This window comes from Acidithiobacillus sp. (assembly GCF_023229925.1).
GTDB lineage: Bacteria > Pseudomonadota > Gammaproteobacteria > Acidithiobacillales > Acidithiobacillaceae > Acidithiobacillus.
In genome coordinates, this window is record NZ_JALNYM010000001.1 from 988,423 (window position 1) to 1,013,299 (window position 24,877).

The 24,877-nt window shown below is 57.5% G+C and carries 29 protein-coding genes and 1 tRNA gene; 16 read left to right on the plus strand and 14 right to left on the minus strand.

Features of this window, described 5'->3' with window-relative positions; genetic code table 11:
• Window position 1 precedes the first annotated feature (1 nt).
• Window positions 2-955: a lipoyl synthase gene (lipA, locus tag M0P56_RS04995; RefSeq protein WP_291508946.1), complete on the plus strand. Its 954-nt coding sequence runs from the start codon at window positions 2-4 to the stop codon at window positions 953-955.
• Between the two features lie 14 nt (window positions 956-969).
• Window positions 970-1,770, plus strand: a complete 801-nt coding sequence (locus M0P56_RS05000; protein WP_291508947.1) for a YdcF family protein — start codon at window positions 970-972, stop codon at window positions 1,768-1,770.
• Between the two features lie 23 nt (window positions 1,771-1,793).
• On the opposite strand, the gene M0P56_RS05005 is transcribed toward M0P56_RS05000, so the two are convergent.
• Window positions 1,794-2,879, minus strand: a complete 1,086-nt coding sequence (locus tag M0P56_RS05005; protein ID WP_291508948.1) for a L,D-transpeptidase family protein — start codon at window positions 2,877-2,879, stop codon at window positions 1,794-1,796.
• 112 nt (window positions 2,880-2,991) lie between these two features.
• Between M0P56_RS05005 and M0P56_RS05010 the strand changes: the two genes are divergently transcribed.
• From M0P56_RS05010 to M0P56_RS05055, 10 genes are all read left to right on the plus strand, one after another.
• Complete coding sequence (locus M0P56_RS05010) at window positions 2,992-3,423, plus strand: hypothetical protein (protein ID WP_291508949.1); 432 nt, start codon at window positions 2,992-2,994, stop codon at window positions 3,421-3,423.
• A gap of 81 nt (window positions 3,424-3,504) precedes the next feature.
• Window positions 3,505-4,989, plus strand: a complete 1,485-nt coding sequence (locus M0P56_RS05015) for a hypothetical protein (RefSeq protein WP_291508950.1) — start codon at window positions 3,505-3,507, stop codon at window positions 4,987-4,989.
• Window positions 4,990-4,998: 9 nt separating this feature from the next.
• Entirely contained in the window at window positions 4,999-6,162 is a 1,164-nt protein-coding gene (locus M0P56_RS05020; RefSeq protein ID WP_291508951.1) for a response regulator, read from the plus strand.
• A 52-nt stretch (window positions 6,163-6,214) separates the two neighbouring features.
• The gene (locus M0P56_RS05025) at window positions 6,215-6,781 is read left to right on the plus strand and encodes an ATP/GTP-binding protein (protein ID WP_291508952.1); all 567 of its coding nucleotides are present in this window, start codon (window positions 6,215-6,217) and stop codon (window positions 6,779-6,781) included.
• On the plus strand, window positions 6,778-7,416 hold the full coding sequence (locus tag M0P56_RS05030; protein WP_291508953.1) for a roadblock/LC7 domain-containing protein: 639 nt from the start codon (window positions 6,778-6,780) through the stop codon (window positions 7,414-7,416). Before M0P56_RS05025 ends, M0P56_RS05030 begins: the two co-directional genes overlap by 4 nt.
• 51 nt (window positions 7,417-7,467) lie before the next feature.
• Window positions 7,468-7,830 carry a roadblock/LC7 domain-containing protein gene (locus tag M0P56_RS05035; protein ID WP_291508954.1) on the plus strand — a complete coding sequence of 121 codons (363 nt, stop codon included), beginning with the start codon at window positions 7,468-7,470 and terminating at the stop codon, window positions 7,828-7,830.
• Window positions 7,831-7,911: 81 nt separating this feature from the next.
• Window positions 7,912-8,796: a glycine--tRNA ligase subunit alpha gene (gene glyQ, locus M0P56_RS05040; RefSeq protein WP_291508955.1), complete on the plus strand. Its 885-nt coding sequence runs from the start codon at window positions 7,912-7,914 to the stop codon at window positions 8,794-8,796.
• Entirely contained in the window at window positions 8,783-10,867 is a 2,085-nt protein-coding gene (gene glyS / locus M0P56_RS05045; RefSeq protein ID WP_291508956.1) for a glycine--tRNA ligase subunit beta, read from the plus strand. The genes glyQ and glyS overlap by 14 nt, the downstream gene beginning before the upstream one ends.
• Entirely contained in the window at window positions 10,867-11,406 is a 540-nt protein-coding gene (gene gmhB / locus M0P56_RS05050; protein WP_291508957.1) for a D-glycero-beta-D-manno-heptose 1,7-bisphosphate 7-phosphatase, read from the plus strand. The genes glyS and gmhB overlap by 1 nt, the downstream gene beginning before the upstream one ends.
• Window positions 11,403-12,131, plus strand: a complete 729-nt coding sequence (locus tag M0P56_RS05055) for a 1-acyl-sn-glycerol-3-phosphate acyltransferase (protein ID WP_291508958.1) — start codon at window positions 11,403-11,405, stop codon at window positions 12,129-12,131. The genes gmhB and M0P56_RS05055 overlap by 4 nt, the downstream gene beginning before the upstream one ends.
• On the opposite strand, the gene M0P56_RS05060 is transcribed toward M0P56_RS05055, so the two are convergent.
• Both M0P56_RS05060 and M0P56_RS05065 read right to left on the minus strand, forming a co-directional pair.
• The gene (locus tag M0P56_RS05060) at window positions 12,079-12,987 is read right to left on the minus strand and encodes a RimK family alpha-L-glutamate ligase (RefSeq protein WP_291508959.1); all 909 of its coding nucleotides are present in this window, start codon (window positions 12,985-12,987) and stop codon (window positions 12,079-12,081) included. The genes M0P56_RS05055 and M0P56_RS05060 overlap by 53 nt on opposite strands.
• Window positions 12,984-13,310, minus strand: coding sequence for a hypothetical protein (locus tag M0P56_RS05065; RefSeq protein ID WP_291508960.1), 327 nt, complete (start codon window positions 13,308-13,310; stop codon window positions 12,984-12,986). The genes M0P56_RS05060 and M0P56_RS05065 overlap by 4 nt, the downstream gene beginning before the upstream one ends.
• A gap of 201 nt (window positions 13,311-13,511) precedes the next feature.
• On the opposite strand from M0P56_RS05065, the gene M0P56_RS05070 reads away from it, so the two are divergent.
• The 3 genes from M0P56_RS05070 (at window position 13,512) to M0P56_RS05080 (ending at window position 16,278) form a co-directional block, all read left to right on the plus strand.
• Entirely contained in the window at window positions 13,512-14,858 is a 1,347-nt protein-coding gene (locus M0P56_RS05070; protein ID WP_291508961.1) for a heterodisulfide reductase-related iron-sulfur binding cluster, read from the plus strand.
• Window positions 14,859-15,034: 176 nt separating this feature from the next.
• Entirely contained in the window at window positions 15,035-15,337 is a 303-nt protein-coding gene (locus M0P56_RS05075) for a hypothetical protein (protein ID WP_291508962.1), read from the plus strand.
• A 230-nt stretch (window positions 15,338-15,567) separates the two neighbouring features.
• Window positions 15,568-16,278, plus strand: coding sequence for an epoxyqueuosine reductase QueH (locus tag M0P56_RS05080; RefSeq protein ID WP_291508963.1), 711 nt, complete (start codon window positions 15,568-15,570; stop codon window positions 16,276-16,278).
• A 45-nt stretch (window positions 16,279-16,323) separates the two neighbouring features.
• Here the strand turns inward: M0P56_RS05080 and ampD are convergent, their stop codons facing one another.
• The 3 genes from ampD to M0P56_RS05095 all read right to left on the minus strand — a co-directional run bounded on the left by ampD (window position 16,324) and on the right by M0P56_RS05095 (window position 19,049).
• Window positions 16,324-16,902: a 1,6-anhydro-N-acetylmuramyl-L-alanine amidase AmpD gene (gene ampD, locus M0P56_RS05085; RefSeq protein ID WP_291508964.1), complete on the minus strand. Its 579-nt coding sequence runs from the start codon at window positions 16,900-16,902 to the stop codon at window positions 16,324-16,326.
• On the minus strand, window positions 16,899-17,234 hold the full coding sequence (locus tag M0P56_RS05090) for a co-chaperone YbbN (RefSeq protein WP_291508965.1): 336 nt from the start codon (window positions 17,232-17,234) through the stop codon (window positions 16,899-16,901). The genes ampD and M0P56_RS05090 overlap by 4 nt, the downstream gene beginning before the upstream one ends.
• 273 nt (window positions 17,235-17,507) lie before the next feature.
• Window positions 17,508-19,049, minus strand: a complete 1,542-nt coding sequence (locus tag M0P56_RS05095; protein ID WP_291508966.1) for a 2-isopropylmalate synthase — start codon at window positions 19,047-19,049, stop codon at window positions 17,508-17,510.
• On the opposite strand from M0P56_RS05095, the gene M0P56_RS05100 reads away from it, so the two are divergent.
• On the plus strand, window positions 19,048-19,374 hold the full coding sequence (locus M0P56_RS05100; RefSeq protein ID WP_291508967.1) for a hypothetical protein: 327 nt from the start codon (window positions 19,048-19,050) through the stop codon (window positions 19,372-19,374). The genes M0P56_RS05095 and M0P56_RS05100 overlap by 2 nt on opposite strands.
• A gap of 80 nt (window positions 19,375-19,454) precedes the next feature.
• On the opposite strand, the gene M0P56_RS05105 is transcribed toward M0P56_RS05100, so the two are convergent.
• From M0P56_RS05105 to infC, 8 genes are all read right to left on the minus strand, one after another.
• Window positions 19,455-19,531: transfer RNA gene (locus M0P56_RS05105), tRNA-Pro, on the minus strand.
• Between the two features lie 37 nt (window positions 19,532-19,568).
• Window positions 19,569-20,021, minus strand: a complete 453-nt coding sequence (locus M0P56_RS05110; protein ID WP_291508968.1) for a MerR family transcriptional regulator — start codon at window positions 20,019-20,021, stop codon at window positions 19,569-19,571.
• Window positions 19,996-20,295 carry an integration host factor subunit alpha gene (locus M0P56_RS05115; RefSeq protein ID WP_291508969.1) on the minus strand — a complete coding sequence of 100 codons (300 nt, stop codon included), beginning with the start codon at window positions 20,293-20,295 and terminating at the stop codon, window positions 19,996-19,998. The genes M0P56_RS05110 and M0P56_RS05115 overlap by 26 nt, the downstream gene beginning before the upstream one ends.
• Before the next feature lie 10 nt (window positions 20,296-20,305).
• Complete coding sequence (gene pheT / locus M0P56_RS05120) at window positions 20,306-22,705, minus strand: phenylalanine--tRNA ligase subunit beta (protein WP_291508970.1); 2,400 nt, start codon at window positions 22,703-22,705, stop codon at window positions 20,306-20,308.
• A gap of 9 nt (window positions 22,706-22,714) precedes the next feature.
• Complete coding sequence (gene pheS / locus M0P56_RS05125) at window positions 22,715-23,737, minus strand: phenylalanine--tRNA ligase subunit alpha (RefSeq protein WP_291508971.1); 1,023 nt, start codon at window positions 23,735-23,737, stop codon at window positions 22,715-22,717.
• A 20-nt stretch (window positions 23,738-23,757) separates the two neighbouring features.
• Window positions 23,758-24,117: a 50S ribosomal protein L20 gene (gene rplT, locus M0P56_RS05130; protein ID WP_012537291.1), complete on the minus strand. Its 360-nt coding sequence runs from the start codon at window positions 24,115-24,117 to the stop codon at window positions 23,758-23,760.
• A gap of 18 nt (window positions 24,118-24,135) precedes the next feature.
• The gene (gene rpmI / locus M0P56_RS05135) at window positions 24,136-24,333 is read right to left on the minus strand and encodes a 50S ribosomal protein L35 (protein WP_064219264.1); all 198 of its coding nucleotides are present in this window, start codon (window positions 24,331-24,333) and stop codon (window positions 24,136-24,138) included.
• Window positions 24,334-24,342: 9 nt separating this feature from the next.
• Complete coding sequence (gene infC / locus M0P56_RS05140; RefSeq protein ID WP_291508972.1) at window positions 24,343-24,843, minus strand: translation initiation factor IF-3; 501 nt, start codon at window positions 24,841-24,843, stop codon at window positions 24,343-24,345.
• Window positions 24,844-24,877: the final 34 nt, after the last annotated feature.

The window sequence follows — 24,877 nt, forward strand, 5'->3', positions numbered from 1 at the left end:
CATGGACCCCCAACACCAGTCAAAAAAAGCCGAGCGCGGCTACGAAAAGACCGCACGCAACCCCATACCCATCATTCCGGCAACGGCCGAACGCCAGCCCAAGCCCCAGTGGTTACGGGTACGATCACCGTTATCCCCCGAGGTGGACAGACTCAAAAAGATCCTGCGTGCAGCGGACCTCCACACGGTCTGTGAGGAGGCCTCCTGCCCCAATCTGGGAGAATGCTTCGGCGGAGGGACAGCAACCTTCATGATTCTAGGAGACGTTTGCACCCGTCGCTGCCCCTTCTGTGATGTCACCCATGGCCGTCCGCAAGCACCTGATCCTCTGGAACCTGTCCACCTTGCCCAGACCGTGGCAAACATGGGGCTACGCTTTGTCGTCATTACCTCCGTAGACCGTGATGATCTGCGCGATGGGGGTGCCCATCACTTTGCTCAGGTCATCTCAGCGTTGCGCGAACATTGCCCGGAACTGCATATAGAAATTCTCGTACCGGATTTTCGTGGTCGGGTAAACAAGGCTCTGGCGACGCTCCAGGAGACACCGCCGGATGTCTTCAATCACAATCTGGAAACCATACCACGTCTGTATTTACAGGCTAGGCCCGGTGCGGATTACCACCACTCGCTGCAGCTACTCGCTGCCTTTAAGGCACAACATCCTCATGTCCCCACCAAATCCGGGTTGATGCTTGGTTTGGGTGAGGAACTCGATGAAATCCGCGCAGTGATGCGAGATCTGCGGCAGGCGGGATGCGAGCTACTCACCCTTGGGCAGTATCTGGCACCTTCCCGTCATCATCTGCCAGTCGCGCGTTTCATTCTGCCAGAGGAATTTCGGCAGTTACAGCAGGATGGTATGGCTATGGGATTCCGCCACGTCGCTAGCGGCCCACTGGTACGATCTTCCTATCATGCCGAGCGCAGTTTCCATGAAATGGGCGGGGATTGAGCAGAGCCAGAAGTATGCTGCTGCGCTATACCACTATATTGACCCTGGCCTCAGCGCTGCTGCAACCACCGGGCGTCTTGTTCATCCTCGCCGCTATCGGTTGGCTAGCGGAAATTCTAGGTTGGCGTTATCTCGGCCGGGTGCTCATTCTGCTCGCGCTGGGCACCCTCTATTTTTTCTCTACTGCGGTAGGAGCACGCCTCCTCCTCTTGCCATTAGAAGATCGCTATCCGCCCCTGATGCAGCCCCTGCACGGTGCCGAGGTTCCCCGGGCGATTGTCGTGTTAGGGGGCGGGGAGGTTATGCAGTCCCCAGAATCATCCCGAGAAACGGCGAATGCACGCACCCTCGTGCGCCTGATGGCGGCGGCACAGCTCGCCAAGCGAACTGGACTCCCCATCATTCCCAGTGGCGGTGCTCCGCGACTGGGCGCCCCACCCGAGGCGGTCACCATGGAGCATATTCTGCGCCAGGATTTGGGCGTACAAAGCCCTATCTGGCCGGAAACCCAATCCTACAATACTGCCGCCAACGCGGCAGACAGCGCGGCACTGCTGGTCGGGCACGATATCCACCAGATATACTTGGTGACCTCCGCATTGCACATGCCACGGGCGGCCGTCTGGTTCCGGCACGCTGACTTGAAAGTGATCCCGGTTCCCACCGATTACCGTCTGGATCGGGTGAACGGACTCCGACCGGATAGCTGGTTGCCGCGCGCCATTTATCTAGAAATCAGTAGCGAGGCAAGCCACGAGTACCTCGGACTGCTTTGGCTCTGGATTCAGGAACAAGGAATCGGGGGTGGTCACTAGCCCGCAGTAGAGGGGACGATTTTCTACGACTTTTGATCGGGGAAAGTCACTTGGACATGCAAATGTTCCTGATCGGCAGCGCTCGCCAGAGGTAATGGCGGCGGTACCGCAGCGCCATTCGCCGATGGACCATACGGTGCGTACGCATAAGGCGTTGTGGGAAGTGCGGCGGACAGCGCTTCGTAGCTCGGCGCGTCGACCCCAATGGGAAGTGCCACGGTGTTATGCCCCGCCACAATATGCCGGACCTTGCCCCAATCAACATCCTGTTTGATGCGATTCTGCGCCATGAAAGACTTGATCGTCATAACGGCACGCTGCAAATCCGGGATGCCTTTTTGGTGATAGGCATGCATCGGCTTGTAGGACTGCAGATAGACTTGCCCATCACGTACACCCACAAGGTTGGGCTGATCAATAATCCGCACCGGGGTACCCACGGGAATCATGGGGAAAAGTTGCGCAACATTCTCCGGAAACATCTGGAAACAGCCCTGACTGGCTCGCATACCAACACCCCAGGGATGATAAGTACCATGGATGAAGATGCCGGAGAGCCCAGTCTCCATCGCCAGCTCGCCCATGGGGTTCTCGGCGCCGGGTGGCCAGTACCATGGAATGTCCATGTGAAACTTTTTCTCAAACCACGCATGGATATTTTTGGGAACGTTCCACGCAGGCATTTTAAACTTGGCGATAATCTGCGTGGCCGTTAAACGCTCCTTCCAGCCCGGCAGAAAGACCCCAACAGGATAGGTGTATACCACTCGGTCATTCGCCGGAAAATAGTAAATCCGTCGTGCCGGAATATCCACGATGATGCCGGTCCACGGCTTTGGCGGTAGAACATACTCGGCAGGAATAACCACCTTACTGGCCTGGCCGGGGAGCCAGGGGTTAACTCCGGGGTTGGCTGCCGTCACCTGATTGTAACCTAGGTCGTAGAAGCGCCCGATATCCAAAAGCGTATCGTCACTATGGGTTGTTACCGCCTTCAGCGCTCCGACCATATTACCCTGGGCAGGCAAGGCATATACACTGGCATCGGCTACCGTCGCTCCGTACCCCATGAAGGCCGCCAGAAACCAGACACCTAACTGTTTTTTCATTATTTATTTTCCTGTTTGCGGCGCATTGAAAAAGCAAGAAACATTATCCACAGCACGCGCATTGGCAGCGTGCTCCTTTACCGTCATAATTATAAAGTAAAAGGAGGCATGTATGGAATCACCACATCTGATGTTCTTGAAAAATGCAGCAGACGGGCGACCTGCTTCCAGTGCGCTGTTACGCGATGCGCTGCATCGCCTTGATCATATGCTGGCTGACCTGGCTGGCGACCTGCGCATCACCTATGCTGGCCCCTACGTCGGTCTGAGCCAGACGCCGCAACAACACCAATTGTGCGTCGCTGAGCATCAATGGTCGGTGCAGGAGCGCGGCTGGGGTGTCGCCATTTGCACTAGCCATACCGTTCATGGATGGCGTGCCGAATGGCGGCTGGCCACGGTGAGCAGGGAACGCCTCCCGCTCGTCGTAAATGCTTTGCCCGCATTATTTGCAGGTTACGCGGCAGAGGCCGATGCCTCTCCGGCTGCGAAGCGCCCCAGCACGAGGCGCATCCATGAAATTGCCGAACTCTTCGCACATTGACAGCACCGGTAAAACGCCTATTTACCGGGCTGATACCGGCAAAGAAGCAAAACCACGTTCATTTTGAAGCGAGATTCCTGCATGGAATTGCCCATCGGCAGTCTGATTGTTATAGCTTTCCTCGTGGCCCTGGTCATCTTGACCGGGTTGTGGAAGGCGTTGCGCAGGCGAAAACTTCTCAATGTCGCAGGCACGCTGCGCCCTACCCACGAGAGTAGCGGAAGCCCGGCACATGCAGTCCCAGTTATTAAAACCGTCCCAGCCAACAACACGTCGGAAATAACCGCCTCTGTACAGGTTGATGAGACCAGCATTCTTGACGAGGTGGAAATTTATCTTTCCTATGGCCACCTGGAACAGGCGGCCACGTCTCTGAATTGGTACGTGGATCACAACCCCGACGATATTCAGCAGATGCGTCGGCTCCTCTCGATCTATCGTGAAATTCCTGACATTGATCACTTCGCAGAACTTTTAGAAAAACTCAATGATTCGCGTGCCATCCCTGGCGCAGAGGTCCAGAATCTCGTTTTAGAAGGGCTAAAGCTGGATCCGAAAAACCTGCAATTGCGGGTAACTGCAGAGAATTTAGGGGTGAGCAGTGCGCAAATTGCTGCAGTCATTACCCACTCTACGCATGCACCGCAATCAGCGGCATCTTCCTCACTCATAGATGCACAAAGAGAGTTACAGCAAGCCATCGTCAACCCGGAGCCGCTGGATCTGTCTGGATTTGTTGCGAAACCAGGGCAGTTATCGGGCGGGGGTTTAAAGACCAGCTCTGCAGGCACAGACGTTATGCTGCTGACTGGGTCCGATGACATCACACCGCTGGATGAGGAGGAATATGAGGTAGTGGCAGGGCTGATTTCGCCGCTCAGTGCTGCACGTCATTTGCTGACGTGTCGCCAATATCCCGAGGCCGAGCGTCTGTTACGCCGTAACCTTATTCTCGATCCCCGCAAACTCATCCTCCAGGTCACCCTTTTAGAGATGCTCTACATCCAGCGGCGATGCGCCTCCTACGCTGAGGCCCTTCTTCAGCTCTATATAACCTTGTGGGGTGCAGGTAGCGTTTTGCGAACGCGATTGCTGCACCGCGGCCAGCGACTGGGTAAGCATGACCTGTGGACCCCTCTTGCCGAGAGCGACGGAGAAGAGCATGTTCTCGCTAGGCTGGCCGATCAGTACGGGCTGTATCTGCCGATCACGGCCATACCAATGAGCAGCCCACCGCTGGTAACAGAGGAAATTCGCCGCGACCATCAGATCACGCAAAAGGGCAGCGAGGACAGCATTATCGAGGAATTCAACCTGCTTCTGGAGTATGGGCAGGTAGATGAAGCCGTAGATCTTCTGGAGAAAGCCACATTAGCCCAACCAAACCATGGCGTTTATTACGGACCGCTTCTCGAAATGTACGAAAGGATGGATGCCCGGGAGCGCTTTTCCCAATTCATCAAATCGATTCTTACAACGGATATGCCGCCCAACGAAGATATCATGCGCCAAATGTTCAGCCTTGCTGAACGCCTCCAGCGCTACCCGCAACGACAGATCATTTAGGATTTGATCATGACGAAAAACCCCTCTAATAACGATAGTATCCTCGTTCGCAGCATCGGGATGGATGCACGCAAAGAAGCCGTCTTCCGTATGGCTTTCAAAATGTTTACCCGGCGCCATTATCAATTGCTGGATGCGGGTGATACGCAAGCATCTGCAGTGACCATTATTGATGTGGATGGTGCGGAGGGGATGACTATCGCCCATCGATTGCATAGCGAACAGCCGGAACAACGGATCCTCCTGACGAGCGTTTCCCCGCAACCCGATAGTATGTTCCCGGTTTTGCAGAAGCCTGTACGTATGGAAACCCTATTTCCAGCGCTGGAGTCGTTACTGAATGGCGGCCCTGTAACTGGAAAACCGGCCGGCAGGAGCGGCGCCACGGTCATGCCCATTCGGCCCGAGGTCACGATCCCCGCGCTGTCCACGCCTGTTGCCCCATCACCCACCGCCGCAAACCCGCCTGTGCCAAAACCCGTCGCAGCGCCAGCCGCTACGCGGCGCCCGGCCCCCTTGCTGCGCTCTGAAGAAATACGTCACTTCAACCCTCAGGCGGGTCTGCTGGGACTTTTACAGATTATCCGGCGTGATCAATCGTCGGCCATTATTGTGAATGACCGGCAACAGGTTATTCTGCGATTAGACCCGATGGCAGATCAAGCCATCTTGCTGGTGGACGATGAACATCTCAAATCGCTGGCACGAGAAGAGCACCCGCGACTACAAATGCGTGCCCCCAATGACACTGACGTCCCCGCTCCTGCAGCCACAAGGCACCTCACCCTTCAGTCTCTGCTCTGGCAAATGGGCGCATGGACTGCTAACGGACGTCTCAGCCAACAACTACAGATCAACGCCCCGGTACAGCTGAAGCAATGGCCCAACCTGACGCGACTTACCATGCTGCCTGACGCGCTGCGTTTAGCCGCTTTTTTAGCCCGCTCTCCGGCATCTCCTGCGTTGACGGTGAAGATGTTACGCGTCGAGCCATATGATCTCTTCAACTTTCTTGCCGCCGCAGACAGCTTAGGACTGCTGCGCTACAACACGGCAGAGAATCCCGACAACCGCATCCAGCCAGCGGCGCCCGATGCGCCAACGGTTGCAGAAATACCCGCGGCCAAAAGAAGCTTCTTGGGTCGGCTCCTTACCCGCATTTCCGGGCTGTAAAATGCGGATGCAAAGAGCGCTTAGCCAAAAATTATATTGAAGGAGCCCCGTTGTGAGAGAAGACAATAAAATTATCTTTACCGGTCCTGTTGGTGTGGGCAAAACGACCGCCATTTCAGCATTGTCGGATATTCCAATTATCTCCACTGATGCCCAGGCCTCGGATATGACGCTCAATCGCAAGGGTCACACCACCGTGGCGATGGATTATGGTGTACTGAAGCTGGATGTGAACACTAAAATTCACTTGTATGGGACCCCTGGCCAGGAGCGTTTCGACTTCATGTGGGACATTCTCACCACCGGTGGCCTCGGCCTCATCTTGATGCTGGACAACACCCGCCCTAACCCGAAAAAAGATCTGCACTTTTTTCTCCATGCCTTCAAAGATTTCATTGTCGACGTTCCCGTAGTCATCGGGGTTTCAAAGACAGATGTCCAGACACAACCTCAGATAGCAGACTACGCCAGCATGCTCCCAGAAGTGACCGCTGATTTACGGATGCTTAATCCCATTCCACCGATTTTTGAAGTGGATGGTCGAAACAAGGAAGACGTTAAAAATCTGGTTATGGCACTTCTTTACTGCATCGATCCTGGAATCGGGGATCAATTATGAGTATCGAACTGGTCGCCACCAGCGCTGATCTTTATGGTGAAGTGACCCCAGCCGGGGCTTTTTATGCCACATCCAGCCCGAATCAGGAAGGAAGCCGGATCGTTCTATTGCATATTTTAAGAGAAGGACACCGGGTGCCCTTTAGCATCAAGGCCGCACAGCGTTGGACTCAGGCGGCGAACGAAGACGAAGCCCTGCGCAGCATTTTTCGCCTGCAACGACTAGGCTTATTACGGGGTACGGCTCATCCACGTCAGCAAGAAGACAAGCGCCTGGAAGATGCGCTACCGCCCCTCCTCGCGCAACTTTCGGATGTACAGAGAACACTCCTCGCCGACGAAAATGGCTTTTATCTCGCCGCAGCCGGCTACACCCATGAAGCCGCGGAAGAACTCGCCGGGCTTTCGGGAGATTTACTCTCCCTGCAATCCAGGCATGGTCGTTTGCTAAAAAACAACCTGCATGTCAACACTGAAACCTGGGGATTGCTCGATCCCGCAGGACGCTCTGAGCTGGGGTTCTGGCCATTATTCATCGGTCAGCAACGTTTTATGCTCGTCGTTAGCGGTACGCCTCGCCTGCAGGATCAATCCTTCGTTACACTGGTACAGGATTTAGATAAACGCTATCGCTAAAACAACATCCTTATTCATACACTTCATTACCAAGTCATCAGGAGAACAAAAATGCGCGAAGAAATGCTTAAATCCGTCCTCAGTGATCTGAACGGGTCTTCTGCGGACATCGAGGCATCAGCCGTGATTTCTACCGACGGCCTCACTATCGCCTCACTGCTTTCTTCCACCATGGATGAAGACCGGGTCGGGGCCATGGCGGCGGCGATGCTTTCCCTGGGCGACCGTACTGCCGCAGAGTTGGCACGGGGCGAGCTGGAACAGGTCATGATCAAGGGCGATAACGGCTACGTTCTGCTTATTCACGCCGGCCCGGATGCCGTCCTGACCGTCATTGCCCGCAAAGAGGCGAAGCTCGGACTGGTCTTTCTCGACGCGAAGCGCGGGGCTTCAGGGATTGCCGAACTGCTTTGAGCCCATTCAGGGCAGGAAGACGCCCTTCACAGGACTGGCTGCATTGGGCCATAATGCGCGAAACCTCTGTCAGAGATCCGTATGACTTTCCAGGAAATCATCCAGCGGCTGCAAGGCTTCTGGGCCGATCAAGGCTGTGTTCTACTCCAGCCCATGGATATGCCGGTGGGTGCCGGCACCTTCCACCCTGCCACTTTCCTGCGGGCCATTGGCCCCGAACCATGGCGCGCCGCCTATGTGCAGCCGTCCCGGCGTCCCACGGATGGCCGTTACGGGAACAATCCCAATCGTCTCCAGCACTACTATCAGTTTCAGGCGGTGCTCAAACCAAATCCGGTGAACTTGCAGGAACTCTACCTCGAATCGCTGGCGGCCCTTGGCATTGATTCCCAGGTGCAGGATATCCGTTTTGTCGAAGATGACTGGGAGTCACCTACTCTGGGTGCCTGGGGTCTGGGCTGGGAAGTCTGGCTGAATGGGATGGAAGTCACCCAGTTCACCTATTTTCAGCAAGTAGGTGGCTTGGATTGTCATCCGGTCATGGGCGAAGTCACTTATGGTCTGGAACGGCTGGCCATGTACCTGCAGGGCGTAGAAAGTGTTTACGACCTTGTGTGGACCCCCGGCATCCTCTACGGAGATGTGTTTCATCAGAACGAAGTGGAGCAATCCCGCTATAATTTTGAGCTGGCCCCGGTAGAAGACCTTTTCCAGCGCTTCGACCAGGCAGAAAAAGACTGCTGCGCGTTGCTGGCGGCGCGGCTCCCCCTACCCGCCTACGAACGGGTACTGGACTGTTCCCACACCTTCAACCTGCTGGATGCCCGCCATGCCATCGGCGTCAACGAGCGCGCGCGATTCATCGGCCGCGTCCGTACTCTCGCCCGTGGCGTCGCCGAGAACTATGCCGAAGCGCGTGCCGCCCTCGGTCATCCTTTACTGCGGAGCCAAGATGTCAGCGCCTGAAGATCTCCTGCTGGAACTAGGTTGTGAAGAATTGCCAGCGCGGGAACAACTACCCCTGCAGGATGCCGCGACCGAGATCGTGGGCCAATTGCTGGACAAGGCCGGGTTGCAGTATGGGAACATCTGCGGCTATGTCACCCCGCGACGACTCGCCCTCTGGATTAAGGGCGTGTCCCGACAGAGTCTACCGCACGAAACCCTGCGCCGTGGTCCGCCCGTGGAACGCGCCCGTGATGCGCAGGGTAAGCCCACGGCGGCGGCGGAGGGCTTTGCTCGCTCCTGCGGGGTCAGCGTTGACGATCTGCTCACCCTGGAGACGGACAAAGGCCCGGTCCTCGCCTGGCGGGAAGTGGGCGCCGCCCAGGACAGCCACGTCCTGTTACCCGAGATCGCCAGCAAACTGGTGACCAGTTTGCCCCTGCGCAAACGTATGCATTGGGGAGCACGTTCCGATAGTTTCCTGCGCCCGGTGCGCTGGCTTTTGCTGCGTCAGGGCCAGCAGGTGCTGGACTGGCATATTTTTGGTCTGAACGCTGGCGGAGAAAGCTTCGGGCATCGTGTCCATCATCCCCAGGCGGTCCAGATTACCACACCCGCCGATTACGCAGACTCCTTGCTACAGGCAAACGTAATGGTAGATTTCGCCGGGCGCCGCGCGCGCGTTGCCGCCAAGATAGCGGCCTTGGCCGGTGAGATGGCCGTTAGGCCCATCCTGCCGGCAGCCTTGCTGGACGAGATCACCGGACTTAACGAATGGCCGGTCATTCTCGCCGGTAGTTTCGCCTCGGACTACCTGCGGGTGCCGGAAGAAGCGCTGATTACGGTCATGATGCAGCACCAGCGTTATGTCCCCCTGCGCGGCCAGGATGGGCGCCTGGTGCCCTATTATCTGTTTGCGGCCAACCTGCACAGCCTGGATGCGCAGGTCATCATCAATGGGAATAACCGGGTACTACATGCCCGACTGGCCGATGCTGCCTTCTTTTGGGATCAGGATCGCCAAGTCTCACTGCAGATGCAACGGGCCGCGCTAGCGGGGGTACTGTTTCAGGACGGCCTCGGCAGCATTTTCGACAAAACCACGCGTCTGCAGAAGCTTGCAGTGTCCCTCGCGCCACACTTTGCGGTAGATGCAGGAGACATGGACCGCGCCGCAGAACTCTGCAAAAGTGACCTGATCAGCGGTCTGGTGAATGAGTTCCCTGAATTGCAGGGCACCATGGGCGGCCACTACGCCCAGCATGACGGAGAAAACATCCGTGTTGCCACTGCCATTGCCCAGCATTACCTGCCCAGTGGTCGCGATGACGAAATCCCGGTGGATGCGCATGGGCAGTGCCTGGCCATTACTGACAAGCTGGACACCCTCTGCGGCTTTTTTGCCATCGGCAAAGTCCCTACCGGCGACCGCGACCCCTTCGCCCTACGCCGCGCCGCACTGGGGGTGCTGCGGATTGTGCTGGATGCTCGGGTGCCCCTGAACCTGGAGGAAGCGGTAGCCAGTACGCTGGCCGCTTACGGCAGCGCTTTTGCCAAAAACAAAACGGAGACGCAGACTGCAGTGCTCGACTTCTTTCTGGACCGGATGCGTGTCTATTTCCGGGAGGAGGGTTTCCGTGCCGACCAAATCGCTGCCGTGCTCAGCCGCCAACCCTACGAGCCACTGGATGCGCGTCAGCGTCTTGAAGCCCTCGCCCTTTTCCAAGCCGAGCATGCTGCGGCGGATGCTCTGGCCGCGCTGATCAAACGGATCAACAATCTGTTACGCAAGGAAACCCTCTCTGCCACTTGGCAGGTGGACCCACGGCGCTTTACGGATCCCGCAGAGAGCGCACTCTGGGAACACTGGCAAGCCCTGGCACCGCCCGTCTATGGGCAACTCGCAAAACGCCAATATGCCGCAGCTTTAGACCTGCTCGCGGGCTTACGTCCCCCGGTCGATCAATTTTTTGACGGGGTCATGATCCTTGCCGAAGAGCCAGTGCTACGCCGGAATCGTCTCGCTCTGCTTGCTCAACTCCAAGAGGCGTTTCTGCGCATCGCCGACTTCTCGCTGTTACAGGGGGCCTGATGGGGCAACTGGTCATCCTCGATCGTGACGGCGTCATCAACGAGGACAGTAGCGCCTTTATCAAATCCCCTGCCGAGTGGCGTCCTATTCCAGGCAGTCTGGAGGCAATCGCGCGTCTGAACCGCGCTGGCTATCAGGTGGTGGTAGCCACCAACCAGTCCGGTGTGGGTCGGGGGCTTTTCGATATCCGTACCTTGACCGCTATCCATCAGCGTATGCGCCAGGCACTGGCCGCCGTAGGCGGTCGGATAGATGCGATTTTCTTCTGTCCCCATGCCCCGGAAGCGGAATGCGCGTGTCGTAAGCCAGCGCCTGGCCTATTTCACGAGATCCAGGAGCGCCTGCAGACCTCGCTGGAACAAGTTCCCGCCATTGGCGACAGTATGCGCGATCTGGTCGCCGCGCGTGAAGCCGGCGCACGCCCCGTGCTGGTACTGACGGGCAAAGGCCAAAGCATGCGCCTGAAAGCGGAAACGGCGGGCATCCCTATTTTCGCTGATCTTAACGCGGCAGTACACGCCATTCTCGGCATTCCGTGATACGCGCCATTCGCAGTAGCTTGTTTTATGTCGGTTTCACGATCTGGACCCTGGTCTGGGCCATATTCAGCCTGGCCGTCGCCCTGTTGCCGCTGTCTGCGCGGGTCTGGGCCAGTCGCTTATGGGCGCGCACTGGCATCGGCTGGCTCCACTGGAGTTGTAGCCTGCATTATCGGGTTTCCGGTCTCGCCAACATTCCCGCCACGCCTTGCGTCATCGTCGCTAATCATCAGTCGGCGCTGGAAACCCTGCTCCTCTGGTGCATCTTCCCACGACTCTCCTACGTACTGAAAAAGGAACTCTTCCGCATCCCGGTGATTGGCTGGGGCTTGCGCCTGTCCTGGCCCATCGGTATCGACCGCGACGCTGGCAAACAGGCCTTGGTGCAAGTAATTGAAGAAGGTAAAATCCGTCTGGCAGCGGGTTTTCATGTGGTGATTTTTCCAGAGGGCACCCGCCACCCCTGCGGCGAGGTCGGCCCTTTCAGCAGCACCGCCGCTGGCTTGGCCATTCGCGCCCAGGTTCCTCTTTTGCCTATTGCCGTGAACAGCGGGTGTTTCTGGCCGCGTGCAGATTGGCGCAAACGGCCAGGAATAGTCGAGGTGCAGATCGGCCCCGCACTGGCCCCCGCAGGTAAAGCCGCTGCCCTTAACCAGCGAGCGCAAGACTGGATTACAACGGCGGTTGCAGAGATGGGGACAGGGCCTGCTGCAAAAGCGCTTTAACCAAAGTACCTGCAATATCCTGGCCGGTAACTCCTTCGATGCCTTCCAGGCTAGGGACGGGGTTCACCTCCAGCACCAAGGGCCGCTGATCTTCGGCCAACATGATATCCACCCCGGCAAAACCCAGACCCAGTGCGGCCGCCGACCGGCATGCAATGGCGGCAAAATCCTTCGGCAGATCCGGCATTACTGATGCTCGCCCCCCGCAGTGCAGGTTGCTACGAAAATCCTCAGCAGAAGCCTCCCTGCGCATAGCCGCAATCACCTCGCCGAAGAGGACGATTACCCGAAAATCCTGACGTCCTGGAAGAAAGCGCTGGACCATCGCTTCATGTTGCAAATGGAGGAATGTGTCCAGCATTCCCCGTGCGGCGACAGGCGTATCCGCTAAACTGACTCCCACCCCCTGCGAACCACCGAGCAACTTGTGCACCAACGGCGTCCCCAAAGCCGACATCGCCAGATCACGCTGCCCTACCTGGGTGAAGTAAGCGGTTTGCGGCACGGCGACGCCAGCCGCGACCAGGGACTGCAAGGAAGCGAACTTGTCGCGGGACAACTCCAGCGCCCCCGCACTATTGAGACAATAGCTCCCTACCCCAGCAAAGTAACGCAGCAGGCGTGACCCGAGACGCGTGATCGGACCACCCACCCGCGGAATGACCGCCACGCAAGGCGCCAGCAGAGAGGACCCATAGTAAAGCTGGGTCTGGATATTATTCAGCATCAACAAACACTGCTCAGGCTGGAGCAATACTGGTTCAGCGCCCGCTGCGGCAACCGCATCCATCAGACGGCGGGTCGAATAGAGTTTCGCTTGGCGAGAAAGGATTGCAATACGCGGCGCGTCACTCATGCGATAGGTACATCCTCACGAAAAGTGAGCAGCGGTAATTCGCCGTGCGCAATGGAGCGCTCAATGAACCCAGCGCGACCCGGCGTGCGCGCCTCCAGCGCCGCCCGCGATAGGGCAGGCTCACCGCTGATCGCCGCGAAGAGCACCTCCAACTCCCAGAGATCTACGCGCAACGTCCCGAAGGGATTATTTTGCGTCGCCGGGCGCCAGAAGAGGTTCGGCAACCATCCTTTACTGCACACTGCGGGAGCCAGATAGAACGTGCGGCAACGCTCGGCTATCTCTGCCTGCGCCGGAATCCGAGTCACATCCAGGTTTTTCATAAAATTCCTCTCAGAATATCTTTGGCACTGGTGCACAAAAAGCCAGCCAGCAGGCGTAGGCATCGATCACCCATCCGCGATGGATGATCATAAAGCCATTTACTTGGCAACGGAATCATTGTGGAGCATAATGGTCAAGTATTCAGGAACAAGTATTAAAGTTCATTCGCAGAAAACGGCTTGACGGCCAAGGAGTCCATCATGAGCGACAACAGCACGCAGCAAGGCGTAGCGGGTCACGGTGCCTTTTTTCAGGACACGAATCTTTCGGCGAACGAGGCCGAAACGGCCACGGCCTGGGTGCGCAGCCACGTTGACCGGCGCACGGTGGACCTCGGCGAGCGGATGGACGACATCCGTGATCACATGTGGGAACTGGAGAAGGAAGGCGAGATCATCGTCCACCGCATCAACGATGACCACAAGCCCATTGAAGTAGATACGCTGTTTGGCTGGAAAAAACGTGTTCCTACCAACAACCTCTGGCATCACAAGAGCTGTGGTCAGTGCGGCAACATCCCCGGCTACCCCACCAGTCTGATTTGGTTTATGAACAACCTGGGCATCGACTACCTCGACGAAACCGACCAGACCTCCTGCACCGCCTGGAACTACCACGGCTCCGGCATCGGCAATGTCGAATCCCTCGCCGCCGTTTTCCTGCGCAACTTCCATCAGGCGTACGTCTCCGGCAAGCAGCACGGCTTTGAGAATGGCCACTTCTTTCCCTTGGTGCACTGCGGCACCTCCTTCGGTAACTACAAGGAAATCCGCAAGTACCTGATCGAGTCGGCTGAACTGCGCGAAAAGGTCAAAAAGATCCTGGGCAAACTCGGTCGCCTGGTCGACGGCAAGATTGTCATCCCCGAAGAGGTCATCCACTACAGTGAATGGCTGCACGTTATGCGTAACCGCATTGCCTCGGAGATGCAGGTGGTGGACATGAGCAACATTCGCGTCACCGTCCATGCCGCCTGTCATTACTACAAGATGGTGCAGGAAGACGCCGTGTACGACAACAGCGTACTTGGCGGCAATCGCACAGCGGTCGGCACCTCCGTCGCGCAGGCCCTGGGTGCGCAGGTTATCGACTACTCCACCTGGTACGACTGCTGTGGCTTTGGTTTCCGCCACATCATCTCCGAGCGCGAGTTTACCCGCAGCTTCTCCATGAATCGCAAGATCAAGGTCGCCAGGGAAGAAGCCAAGGCCGACGTGATGATCGGCATCGACACCGGCTGCATCACCACGTTGGACAAAAACCAGTGGATCGGCAAGGCGCACGACATGAATTACTCCATGCCGATCATCGCCGACGTGCAGCTCGCGGCGCTCGCCTGTGGCGCCGATCCCTTCAAGATCGTCCAGTTGCAGTGGCACGCTTCACCCTGTGAAGATCTGGTGGAAAAGATGGGCATCAGCTGGGACAAGGCCAAGGCCGACTTCCAGGAATATCTCAAGCAGGTGGAACAGGGCAATGTGGAATACCTCTACAACCCCGAACTCGCCACCAATCAAAATATCAATATGAAGATGGCTTCCGCCTGATTCAGTTTGACGCGCAAAATGACCCCGCCCGGTGCGGGGTTTTTTATTTTTGCACGGAATCTATCCGGGCATGGAATACTTCAATCCACAAAAACCTCCCCTCGGGGCACATTTTTCGGGTATGCTTAAGCATGTCCGCCATAACAGGCGATAGCTTTATCCGTTTAACCAGGAGGATGACAGTGGACCCCAAGGCCCTCAATAGCCGTTGCGTAGAACTTTTTCAGAACCCCGACGTGCGCCTGCGTATGTGGAATGCGCGGATGTTCTGGCAGGTTGGTGATCAGATGAATGTCGCGCCGACTGCACTCACCGACCCCAAGGTGGATACTTGTGAGTTAGAAGTCATGCTCAGCGCCGCCGCACTGACTGATTCCCAGTGTGCCGCTGAACTGGACAAGCGCGAACCTGGTCGCGCCGCGTTCATTCAACGCCAGGTCCGGGAAGGCATGCGCCCGCTTTTACGTCCTGCGCAATAACCAGGGCCGCAGGCATCGCGCAGTTGCTGGTCTCAGCATCGGGGTGGTTGCTAGCGTAACCCCCTTGTGCATTGTCATTGGCGGTCATGTGTGCTCGGCGCAGGTCCAGGACCAGGGTGTTTTCCGCACCCCACGCAAATTGCGTCCCATTGTTATCCGCCCTTTGGCAAGACCGGTACAAAGCGCTATTCTTGCGCCATCGAGGTCGCCATTCGTCAGGGAACTGTTCCATGCCCAAAAAACCTGCCACGCCGTTGCAAACTCCCGACGGCAGCCGACAGATCCTGCTGCACTCCTGCTGCGCGCCCTGTGCCGGTCCAATCATGGATGATATCCGCGCGGCTGACATTGATTTCACCGTGCTCTTCTACAATCCCAATATCCATCCCCAGGCCGAGTACGCGTTACGCAAAGAAGAGAACATCCGCTATGCCGAACAACTGGGTGTCCCCTTCGTTGACCTCGACTATGACAAGGATAACTGGTTCAGCCGTGTGCAGGGACTGGAATGGGAACCGGAGCGCGGCGAACGTTGCACCGCCTGTTTTGATATGCGCTTCGAGCGCTCCGCTCTTTATGCCGCCGAACACGGCTTCAGCGTCTTTTCCAGCACCCTCGGCATTTCCCGCTGGAAGGATATGGCCCAGATCAACGGCTGTGGACAACGGGCGGCAGCGCGCCATGTCGGGTTATGGTACTGGGACTACAACTGGCGCAAGGGTGGCGGCAGCGCACGAATGATCGACATCGCCAAGCGCGAGCAGTTTTATCAGCAGGAATACTGCGGCTGCGTGTATTCCCTGCGCGACAGCAATCTGCACCGGATCAGCCAAGGCCGCGGCAAAATCATCCGCGGCGTCAAGTTTTATGGTTACAACGAGAGCGGTCAGGGCGCTGGCGCAGAAACTACTACAGAGGCTTCGGGCATCAAGAGCTCGTAGCGGTCTCCCGGCCCCAACAATTCCGGAACGACACCCCGCTGCCTGTCACACCTGAAAGCTTGCCGTATCTCCGCCATCTTTACATAGCTCTGCCAGACGGGGCCAGGAAAAACCAGGACCGGGGTCCCATTTACGACCGGGTGAAACGTCCGAATGCCCTACCATGCGCTCGGGGCCCATGGCCGGCAAGAGCGCCCGCAAATCTATTGCCAACGCTGCTAGGCCATGATACTGGACCGGCATGAACGCCGTGCCTTCACTACCCTCCAGTTCGACGCCAACGCTATAATCATTGCAGGCGGGACGCCCTTGCCATTCAGACACCCCGGCGTGCCAGGCCCTCTGAAAAACCCCGACATGCTGCCATAAGGTGCCGTCCCGTTCGATGAAAAAGTGGGCCGAGACCCGCATATCGCGCAGTTTGTCGTAGTAAGGGTGGCTGCTAAAGTCCAAGGTTCCCATAAAAAACCGCTGCACGTCACCGCTGCCAAAGCCCTCAGGCGGCAAGCTGATGGCGTGCACGACCAGTAGGTCCACCGCCGTATTCGCCGGACGTTCGTCATGGTAGGGCGACGGCGCCCGTCGCGCATGGCTGTGCCAGCCGTCCGGATCCCATACCCTCACGGCATCTCCTCCGCAGGCAGCTGCGCGTGGTCACGCAGCCAGCGATCCAGGGCATGAACCCGCGCCTCTACCTGTATGGGACGCTGGTACTGCCCATCCCGAAACAAAAACAACGCCGGCAGATGGTATACATTGAATTCCTGGGTGATCCCCATGTCCACACCCGCATCCACCTCCCACACTGCCACTCCGTCATGGGTAGACTCGAAATCACCGAGCAACTTGCGCCAGATCCGGCAGGAATGACAACCCGCCGAGCTGAAAAACAGAATGACTTCACCCGGGGTATTCGCCATCCGCTGCCAAAAGCCCAGCTCCGATACCGTTTCCATGCACTTCTCCTCAATCACCTGGCCAGACAGGCGAAAAAACGGACGTGCTCACGAATCGGCCAGCCAAAAAAGCAAGTCCAACTCCACGAGCAACCGGGTAGGATATATCGCCAAGGCATGCTCCACGCCAGCCGCTAATGGGCTGGCGCCAGCCATTTTCCCTGTCCGAGACGATTTAACACACCCCTTTACCTCCTCAAGCGAGGATCTCACATTGTTTCCTCCGGGCATCGAGAACGCCCTCAGGAGATTGCGGAAGAGGGGCCCGACGCCCTAGATCTGCGGATGCCGCCTCCCCTGAGGGTTTTGCAAACGGTTCAAGGCCGAGAGATAGGCCTTGGCGCTGGCGATGACAATGTCCGTATCCGCCCCCTGACCATTCACGATGCGGCCATCCTGCTGCAGACGCACCGTGACTTCCCCTTGGGCGTCGGTGCCAGTCGTGATGGCATTGACCGAATACAGCAATAATTGCGTACCGCTCTCCGTCACCGCTTCGATGGCCTTGAAGGCCGCATCCACCGGCCCTCCACCCACGGCCATGGCGGTCTTAGCCACACCTTCCACCATGACCTCCACCGTCGCCTCCGGGCGGGTGCCCATCTCCGAACAAACACGCAGGTAACCCAAGCGATAGCGTTCCGCCTGCTCCTCCTGGAGGTCCTCATTAACGAGGGCCTGCAAGTCCTCATCGAAGATTTCCGCCTTGCGGTCGGCCAGCGCCTTGAAATGTGTGAAAACCATGTCGAGGGCATCCTTGTCCAATTGAATACCCAGGGCCTCCAGGCGCGCCCGCACCGCCGCCCGGCCCGAGAGCTTGCCCAAGGTCATGCGGTTTGCCGCCCAGCCCACGTCCTCGGCGCGCATGATCTCGTAGGTCTCCCGGTGCTTGAGCACACCGTCCTGATGGATACCCGACTCGTGGGCAAAGGCATTGGCCCCAACGATGGCCTTGTTGGGTTGAATCGGGAAACCGGTGATAGTGGACACCAGCTTGCTGGTGGACACAATCCGGGTGGCATCGATATGGGTATCACAGGGGAAAATATCAGCGCGGGTACGCACCGCCATGACGATCTCCTCCAGGGCGGCATTACCAGCCCGCTCGCCCAGCCCGTTGATGGTGCATTCTACTTGCCGCGCCCCATGCTGTACCGCCGACAAGGAGTTGGCCACCGCCAACCCAAGATCGTTGTGACAATGGACGGAAAAGACCGCCTGACCGGCGTTCGGTATACGCGCGCGCAGATTGGCGATGAGCTGCCCGAAACGATCAGGGAGGTTGTAGCCCACCGTATCCGGAATATTGATGGTACGCGCCCCGGCGTCGATCACCGCCTCAATGACTCGGCAGAGAAAATCCTCCTCGGAACGCCCGGCATCCTCCGGCGAGAACTCCACATCATCGCAATATCGCCGAGCGAGCTTCACCGCAGCGACCGCTCGCTCCAGCACCTCGTCAGGGGACATGCGCAATTTGGCCTGCATATGTACCGGGCTGGTGGCGATGAAGGTGTGGATGCGCCCCGCCGCTGCTCCGGCAATGGCCTCCCCGGCACGGCGGATATCCTCGTCCCGAGCGCGGGCCAGGGCGCAGATACGGCTGTCCTTCACCGCTGCGGCGATAGCCTGCACCGCCGCAAAATCGCCGTTGCTGGCCGCGGGAAATCCTGCCTCGATGACGTCCACGCGCAGGCGCTCCAGGGCCTTGGCGATGCGCAATTTTTCGTCGCGCGTCATGGCCGCGCCCGGCGACTGTTCGCCATCGCGCAAAGTGGTGTCGAAAATGATCAAGTGTTCTTTAGATGGATTCATGGATCACCCTTTCCAGATCGTTCGCAGTGATTGTACCGCGTTGGCGCGTTTTCACGAAGGACACGCAGACCGCACCACTTCCCGTACCGGCGTCATGGAGCGACTGTTAGCGGTGGCAGAAAAGATGGATCAGAAGCACATCCTGACCAGTCTCGCCTCCTCCGTTGCCGGCCAGGGGCTACTGAAGAAGCGGCCCATACACCCCCGCATCCAAGTCTGGTATCAGCAGACTCTGGGATATCAGGAAATGACCGGCCTTGCATTGATGATGACAAGACTTACAGTAAACGTGACGTCATATTTTGCAAGAGTGTCTTTGCACTGACGAAAGACCTGCCAACATCACAATATGGACAACGTATATTGTTGGCGAATTGAAGAAGGGTGGGTAATTCTTGGATTAATTGGTCGGGGCGAGAGGATTTGAACCTCCGACCACCTGAACCCCATTCAGGTGCGCTACCAGGCTGCGCTACGCCCCGCGAGAAGCCGTAATGTACTGCCAAAACGCCGCCCAGGTCAATGCCTGTGACCGCACAAATCCAATAATGCCAATAACTCCCCGCGCAAGTATTGCCAGCGTTTGCGGTCCTCTATAACGCCGCCAGAGAGATCCGTCATCTCCAGATTCAGTTGCCCACGATTTTCTTCCTGGGGCGCGCTGCGGGGGGCACGCATCAGTTCTTGCAACCGTTCACGCGCGCCATGGATCGTGTAGCCTTCACCGTACAGCAGGGCGCGAATCTGTCTCGCCAGCAACAGATCACGACGCTGATAATAACGCCGATTACCTTTTCTTTTCAGTGGACTCAGCGGAGGAAACTCCTGCTCCCAGTAGCGCAGCACATGCGCCTTCACCCCGCAGAGCAGGGCCGCCTCGCTAATGGAGAAATACCGCTTTTCCGGTATCTCCGGGAGTGGCGCGAGGTCTTTGCCCGCCTTTCCCTTAACCGTTGTCTGGTTCGCTACCATTTACGTAGGCTTTGAGCTTTTGGCTCGGATGGAAAGTCACTACGCGCCGCGCTGTAATGGTAATTTCCACACCCGTCTTCGGGTTGCGCCCGGGACGCGGATTTTTGTCGCGCAACGTGAAGTTACCAAAGCCCGAAAGCTTCACCTCTTCGCCCTGCGCCAAATTTTCACGAATACCATCAAAAAGGGCTTCGACAATGCCCTTGGCTTCCCGCTTATTAAGACCCATAGTCTCGAACAGCATATCCACGATTTCTGCTTTGGTAACCGCCATATTATTCTCCTTATGCCCTGAGTTCGATGGAACCGAGTCGCCGCACGGCAACCAGCAACCGGTCCATTTCTACTTCTACGTCTGTCTCGGTCAGCGTCCGCTCAGCATCCTGCAAGAGCAGCGCAAAAGCCAGACTGTACGTTCCCACTGTCAGAGAAGGTCCCTGATAGCGATCAAAAATCGTGATCTGCTGCACAATACCCGATGCTGCTACCCGCATGGCGTTCAGCACCGTCCCCGCCAGAATGTCCTGCGGAATGACTAAGGCCATATCCCGCCGCAACGCCGGAAATGGCGACAAGGATGTGAACCTGGAGACATTCGTCAGGCCACTCAACCATTCCATATCCAAATAGAAGAAAAATGGTGATTTGTCCAGGTCATACTCCGCCGCAAGCGTCGGATGTAACGCACCCAACATACCTACCCGCCGATCTTCCACACAGATTTCTGCGACCTGCCCCGGATGTAAAGCCGGGTAATCGCCCAGCGATCGGAAAGTAAACTCCGTATCCGGCCAAAGCGCGAGCAAAGCACACACGTCACCTTTCAGGTCGTAGAAATCAGCCGTACGCTGCGGCTGCGCCCAACTTTCCCGATCCGCTGTCCCGACAATACATCCGCCCAAGACAAGGCGTTGCCCATTTGCAGAAAACACTCGTCCTAGTTCGAAAATCCGTACCCGTTCCTGCTGCCGCTTCACATTAAACTGAAGCGCCTGCATCAAACCCGGCCAGAGACTGGCGCGCATGACGGCCAAATCTGCGGACAGGGGGTTGAGCAGGGAGGGTGCGTCGGCACCCGGCGTGAACAAATCTTGCGCCTGACGGGAGACAAAACTGTAGGTGATCACCTCATGATAATCACGTGCTTGCAAAACACCACGCAAGGTGGCTGACTGCGGTCCCCACGCCATGGGCAAGGGTTGCAATGTGCCCTTCGGACGATGAGCGGGTAATCGCTCATAGCCGTATATTCGGCCCACTTCCTCAATCAGGTCTGCCTCAATGTGCAGATCAAAGCGGTGACTCGGAGAACGCGCGTGCCAACCATCGTGTGTCCTGTTGACACTCAGCCCGAGACGGGTGAGGACTGCCTCGACCACAGTATCTTCGTAATCCATGCCCAGGATGCGTGCCAGTCGGGCACGACGCAAGGGGATCGGCATATGCTCGGGTAACTGCCCCAGGACGGTGCAGGATCGCTCTGTCCGCAACTGTGCCGTACCCAGCGTCGCGAGACACTGCAGCGTACTGCTGGCCACTACCGGCCCCAAGGCGAAATCCACGCCACGTTCGAAGCGCATGGCGGCATCCGTCTGCAAGCCCAAGCGGCGTGCACGCCCCTGGATAGCCTTAGGCTGGAAGAAAGCAGACTCCAGAACAATACAACGCGTCCCTGCCGTTACCGCGGTACGCCGTCCACCGATAATACCTGCGAGAGCCACCGGACCGGCGCTGTCGGCAATCACCAACATATCGGACTTGAGCGGCAGATCCCGGCCATCCAGGGCATCGAGAATCTCCCCGGCCTGCGCCCAACGCACGTTGAGTCCGCCTTGCAGGGTATCGGCGTCAAACGCATGCAGAGGCTGCCCCGTTTCGAGCATTTGCAGATTCAGCAAATCCACTACCGGGTGGATACAGCGCTGCCCCGCACGGCGCAGACGCTCACGTAAATGGTCCGGCAGCCGTTCAGGAACACCCTCTATCCATAGGGCAGTATAGGAAGGACAGGCGTTTTGCGCATTTGCAGCAATGTGCGGAGCGAAGCCTCCATTATCAGGGACCGCGTTGTCCAGACCCACCATCCTCCATGCCGGCGTCGGGCCATCATTCACTGGGCGGGACACAACCTCCGCACCGAGGGCGAACAATTCTCTGGCCACTCCGGTTACGGACAATGCATCGCCGCGATTCGGGGTAATCCCCAGGGTCAGTATCTGGTCATCCAGACCGAGGTAACACCGCAGATTGGCTCCAACCGGCGCATCCGCATCCAGGACCAGCAAACCGCTGCTGCCGTCATCGAGCCCCAGTTCCGCGGCTGCACAAAGCATTCCCTCGGAAGAAATACCACGCAACGCAGAGATAACAATAGAACGCCCATCGGGCAACAGCGCGCCAGGTAGAGCCAGAGGTACTCGCTGACCTACAGCCAGGTTATCCGCCCCGCAGACAACAGTGCGTAGCTGCCCGTCGCCCGCATCCACCTGCGCCACCCGCAGTTTACCGGCGTCCGGATGGGGTGCAATGGACTGAACGGACGCAACGACCACCCCTTGAAAAGGCGGTGCGGCGTCCTCAACGGCCTCCACCTCAATACCGCCCATGGTCAGGCGTCGGGCAATTTCTTCCGTATCCCAGGAAGTGTCTAATAATTCACGAAGCCATTGTATACTGACGCGCATGGTAAACCCTCAGGAAAACTGTTTGAGGAAGCGCAGATCGTTCTCGAAAAAGAGTCGCAGATCATTCACTCCGTAACGCAGCATGGTGAGGCGCTCAACACCCATCCCAAAGGCGAAGCCGCTGAAGCGCTCACCATCGACGCCGGCACCCGCCAACACCGCCGGATGCACCATGCCACATCCCAGCACCTCCAGCCAACCGGTCTGCTTGCAGACCCGGCAGCCAGATCCACTGCAAATTACGCAGCCGATATCAATTTCAGCGGAAGGCTCCGTGAAGGGGAAGTAAGATGGACGGAAGCGTACTGGGAGATCAGGCTTTGCGAAAAACTCCTGGAGGAAATCCGCTAATAAACCGCGCAAGTCGGCGAAACTGGCATGTTCGTCGAGCAACAGGCCCTCGACCTGGTGAAACATCGGCGTGTGGGTAACATCGGAGTCGCGCCGGTACACTCGACCAGTGGCGATCATACGCAGGGGGGGCTGGTGAGTTTCTAGAAACCGAATCTGAACCGTCGAGGTTTGGGTGCGCAAGAGACACGCCGCATCCAGATAAAAAGTATCATGCATCGCCCGCGCCGGATGATCTTCCGGAATATTGAGCGCAGCAAAATTGTGGTAGTCATCCTCTATTTCGGGACCATCGCTGGTTTCAAAACCCAACCCGGAAAAATAATGTTCGATCCACTCCAGAGTCTGGCGAACAGGATGCGCACTGCCCCATGCTTCCCGCCGCCCCGGCAGCGTCACGTCGAGCCGTTCCTGCTGTAGGCGTGCCTGAATAACCGCTGCTTCGAGCCCTGCTTTGCGTTTCTGCAGAAGCAACTGCACTTCGGACTTGCGCTCATTGAGCAACTGCCCGGCTTCTCGCCGCGCTTCGGGCGACAACTGGCCAAGTTGCTGCATGGCCTGGGTAAGAACACCCTTCTTACCGAGCCATTGCAGGCGGATCTGTTCCAGGGCATTGAGGTCGGAGGCCGCCGCGATCTCTCGGGCGGCCTCCGCGACGGAGGCTATGGATTGCAAAGACATCGCCATAGCCTTCGCCACCGTCAAGCTGCCAACTGGCCTTTGACTACCTCGACGAGACGGGAGAAGGCCGCCTTGTCACGCACGGCGATATCCGCCAGCACCTTGCGGTCGAGCTGGATACCCGCGCGCAGCAGACCATTCATGAAACGGCTGTAGGTCACGCCCTCAGAACGCGCTGCTGCATTGATACGCACAATCCACAAACTGCGAAAATCGCGCTTCTTAGTCCGGCGATCACGATACTCATAGGTCAGCGCCTTCATCACCGCCTGATGGGCGATGCGATAATTGCTCTTACGCTGACCACGAAAGCCCTTCGCACGGGCCAGAACTTTCTTGTGACGGGCGTGGGCGGTTACGCCACGTTTTACTCTAGACATGGTACTGCTCCTCTATCATCAACCGTAGGGAAGCATGCGCCGCAATGCGGCCTGATCGCTACCCGAAGTAACCAAGGTATGGCGCAGGTGGCGCTTCCGCTTGGTCGTCTTACTCGTCAGAATGTGGTTCAAAAAAGCCTGACGATGCTTAAATTTACCGGAGCCGGTACGCTTAAAGCGCTTGGCCGCCCCACGATTGGTTTTCATTTTTGGCACGATGGTCTCCTATTTTTTCCGCGGTGCGACAATCATCACCATTTGTCGCCCTTCCATGCGGGGCCGTTGTTCAACCACACCCACTTCAGTTAAATCCTTTTCAACCCGGTTAAGCACTTCCATGCCCAATTCGGGATGCGACATTTCACGACCGCGAAAACGCAAGGTGATTTTTGCACGATCTCCATCTTCAATAAAACGCAAAATATTGCGCAACTTGATCTGGTAGTCGGCATCATCCGTACGGGGGCGGAATTTAATTTCCTTCACCTGTGTCTGTTTCTGCCGACGTTTTGCGTCATGCTGGCGTTTGCTTTCCTGAAAGCGAAACTTTCCGTAGTCCATAATCCGGCATACGGGAGGATCAGCTTGCGGAGCGATCTCGACGAGATCCAGTTCGGCTTCCTCTGCAGCAGCGATGGCTTCCATAAAGGATAGCACACCTAACTGTTCTCCCTCGACGCCTATCAACCGGACCCGCGCTGCGGTAATTTCCCGATTGATATTCACTTCTTTCTCTGTCGCGATCGCCTTATCCTCCTCG

What these genes read in the sequence shown, in the direction of transcription:
- M0P56_RS05065 (WP_291508960.1), bottom strand. Translation starts at nt 13,310, where the DNA reads ATGAAAAACCTGGATGTGACTCGGATTCCGGCGCAGGCAGAGATAGCC.
- gmhB (WP_291508957.1), top strand. Translation starts at nt 10,867, where the DNA reads ATGGGGCAACTGGTCATCCTCGATCGTGACGGCGTCATCAACGAGGAC.
- glyQ (WP_291508955.1), top strand. Translation starts at nt 7,912, where the DNA reads ATGACTTTCCAGGAAATCATCCAGCGGCTGCAAGGCTTCTGGGCCGAT.
- M0P56_RS05075 (WP_291508962.1), top strand. Translation starts at nt 15,035, where the DNA reads ATGACAGTGGACCCCAAGGCCCTCAATAGCCGTTGCGTAGAACTTTTT.
- M0P56_RS05060 (WP_291508959.1), bottom strand. Translation starts at nt 12,987, where the DNA reads ATGAGTGACGCGCCGCGTATTGCAATCCTTTCTCGCCAAGCGAAACTC.
- pheT (WP_291508970.1), bottom strand. Translation starts at nt 22,705, where the DNA reads ATGCGCGTCAGTATACAATGGCTTCGTGAATTATTAGACACTTCCTGG.
- M0P56_RS05110 (WP_291508968.1), bottom strand. Translation starts at nt 20,021, where the DNA reads ATGGTAGCGAACCAGACAACGGTTAAGGGAAAGGCGGGCAAAGACCTC.
- glyS (WP_291508956.1), top strand. Translation starts at nt 8,783, where the DNA reads ATGTCAGCGCCTGAAGATCTCCTGCTGGAACTAGGTTGTGAAGAATTG.
- M0P56_RS05015 (WP_291508950.1), top strand. Translation starts at nt 3,505, where the DNA reads ATGGAATTGCCCATCGGCAGTCTGATTGTTATAGCTTTCCTCGTGGCC.
- M0P56_RS05080 (WP_291508963.1), top strand. Translation starts at nt 15,568, where the DNA reads ATGCCCAAAAAACCTGCCACGCCGTTGCAAACTCCCGACGGCAGCCGA.
- M0P56_RS05005 (WP_291508948.1), bottom strand. Translation starts at nt 2,879, where the DNA reads ATGAAAAAACAGTTAGGTGTCTGGTTTCTGGCGGCCTTCATGGGGTAC.
- M0P56_RS05095 (WP_291508966.1), bottom strand. Translation starts at nt 19,049, where the DNA reads ATGAATCCATCTAAAGAACACTTGATCATTTTCGACACCACTTTGCGC.
- M0P56_RS05070 (WP_291508961.1), top strand. Translation starts at nt 13,512, where the DNA reads ATGAGCGACAACAGCACGCAGCAAGGCGTAGCGGGTCACGGTGCCTTT.
- M0P56_RS05010 (WP_291508949.1), top strand. Translation starts at nt 2,992, where the DNA reads ATGGAATCACCACATCTGATGTTCTTGAAAAATGCAGCAGACGGGCGA.
- M0P56_RS05020 (WP_291508951.1), top strand. Translation starts at nt 4,999, where the DNA reads ATGACGAAAAACCCCTCTAATAACGATAGTATCCTCGTTCGCAGCATC.
- M0P56_RS05030 (WP_291508953.1), top strand. Translation starts at nt 6,778, where the DNA reads ATGAGTATCGAACTGGTCGCCACCAGCGCTGATCTTTATGGTGAAGTG.
- M0P56_RS05035 (WP_291508954.1), top strand. Translation starts at nt 7,468, where the DNA reads ATGCGCGAAGAAATGCTTAAATCCGTCCTCAGTGATCTGAACGGGTCT.
- M0P56_RS05115 (WP_291508969.1), bottom strand. Translation starts at nt 20,295, where the DNA reads ATGGCGGTTACCAAAGCAGAAATCGTGGATATGCTGTTCGAGACTATG.
- M0P56_RS05090 (WP_291508965.1), bottom strand. Translation starts at nt 17,234, where the DNA reads ATGGAAACGGTATCGGAGCTGGGCTTTTGGCAGCGGATGGCGAATACC.
- M0P56_RS05000 (WP_291508947.1), top strand. Translation starts at nt 970, where the DNA reads ATGCTGCTGCGCTATACCACTATATTGACCCTGGCCTCAGCGCTGCTG.
- rplT (WP_012537291.1), bottom strand. Translation starts at nt 24,117, where the DNA reads ATGTCTAGAGTAAAACGTGGCGTAACCGCCCACGCCCGTCACAAGAAA.
- M0P56_RS05100 (WP_291508967.1), top strand. Translation starts at nt 19,048, where the DNA reads ATGGATCACCCTTTCCAGATCGTTCGCAGTGATTGTACCGCGTTGGCG.
- pheS (WP_291508971.1), bottom strand. Translation starts at nt 23,737, where the DNA reads ATGTCTTTGCAATCCATAGCCTCCGTCGCGGAGGCCGCCCGAGAGATC.
- lipA (WP_291508946.1), top strand. Translation starts at nt 2, where the DNA reads ATGGACCCCCAACACCAGTCAAAAAAAGCCGAGCGCGGCTACGAAAAG.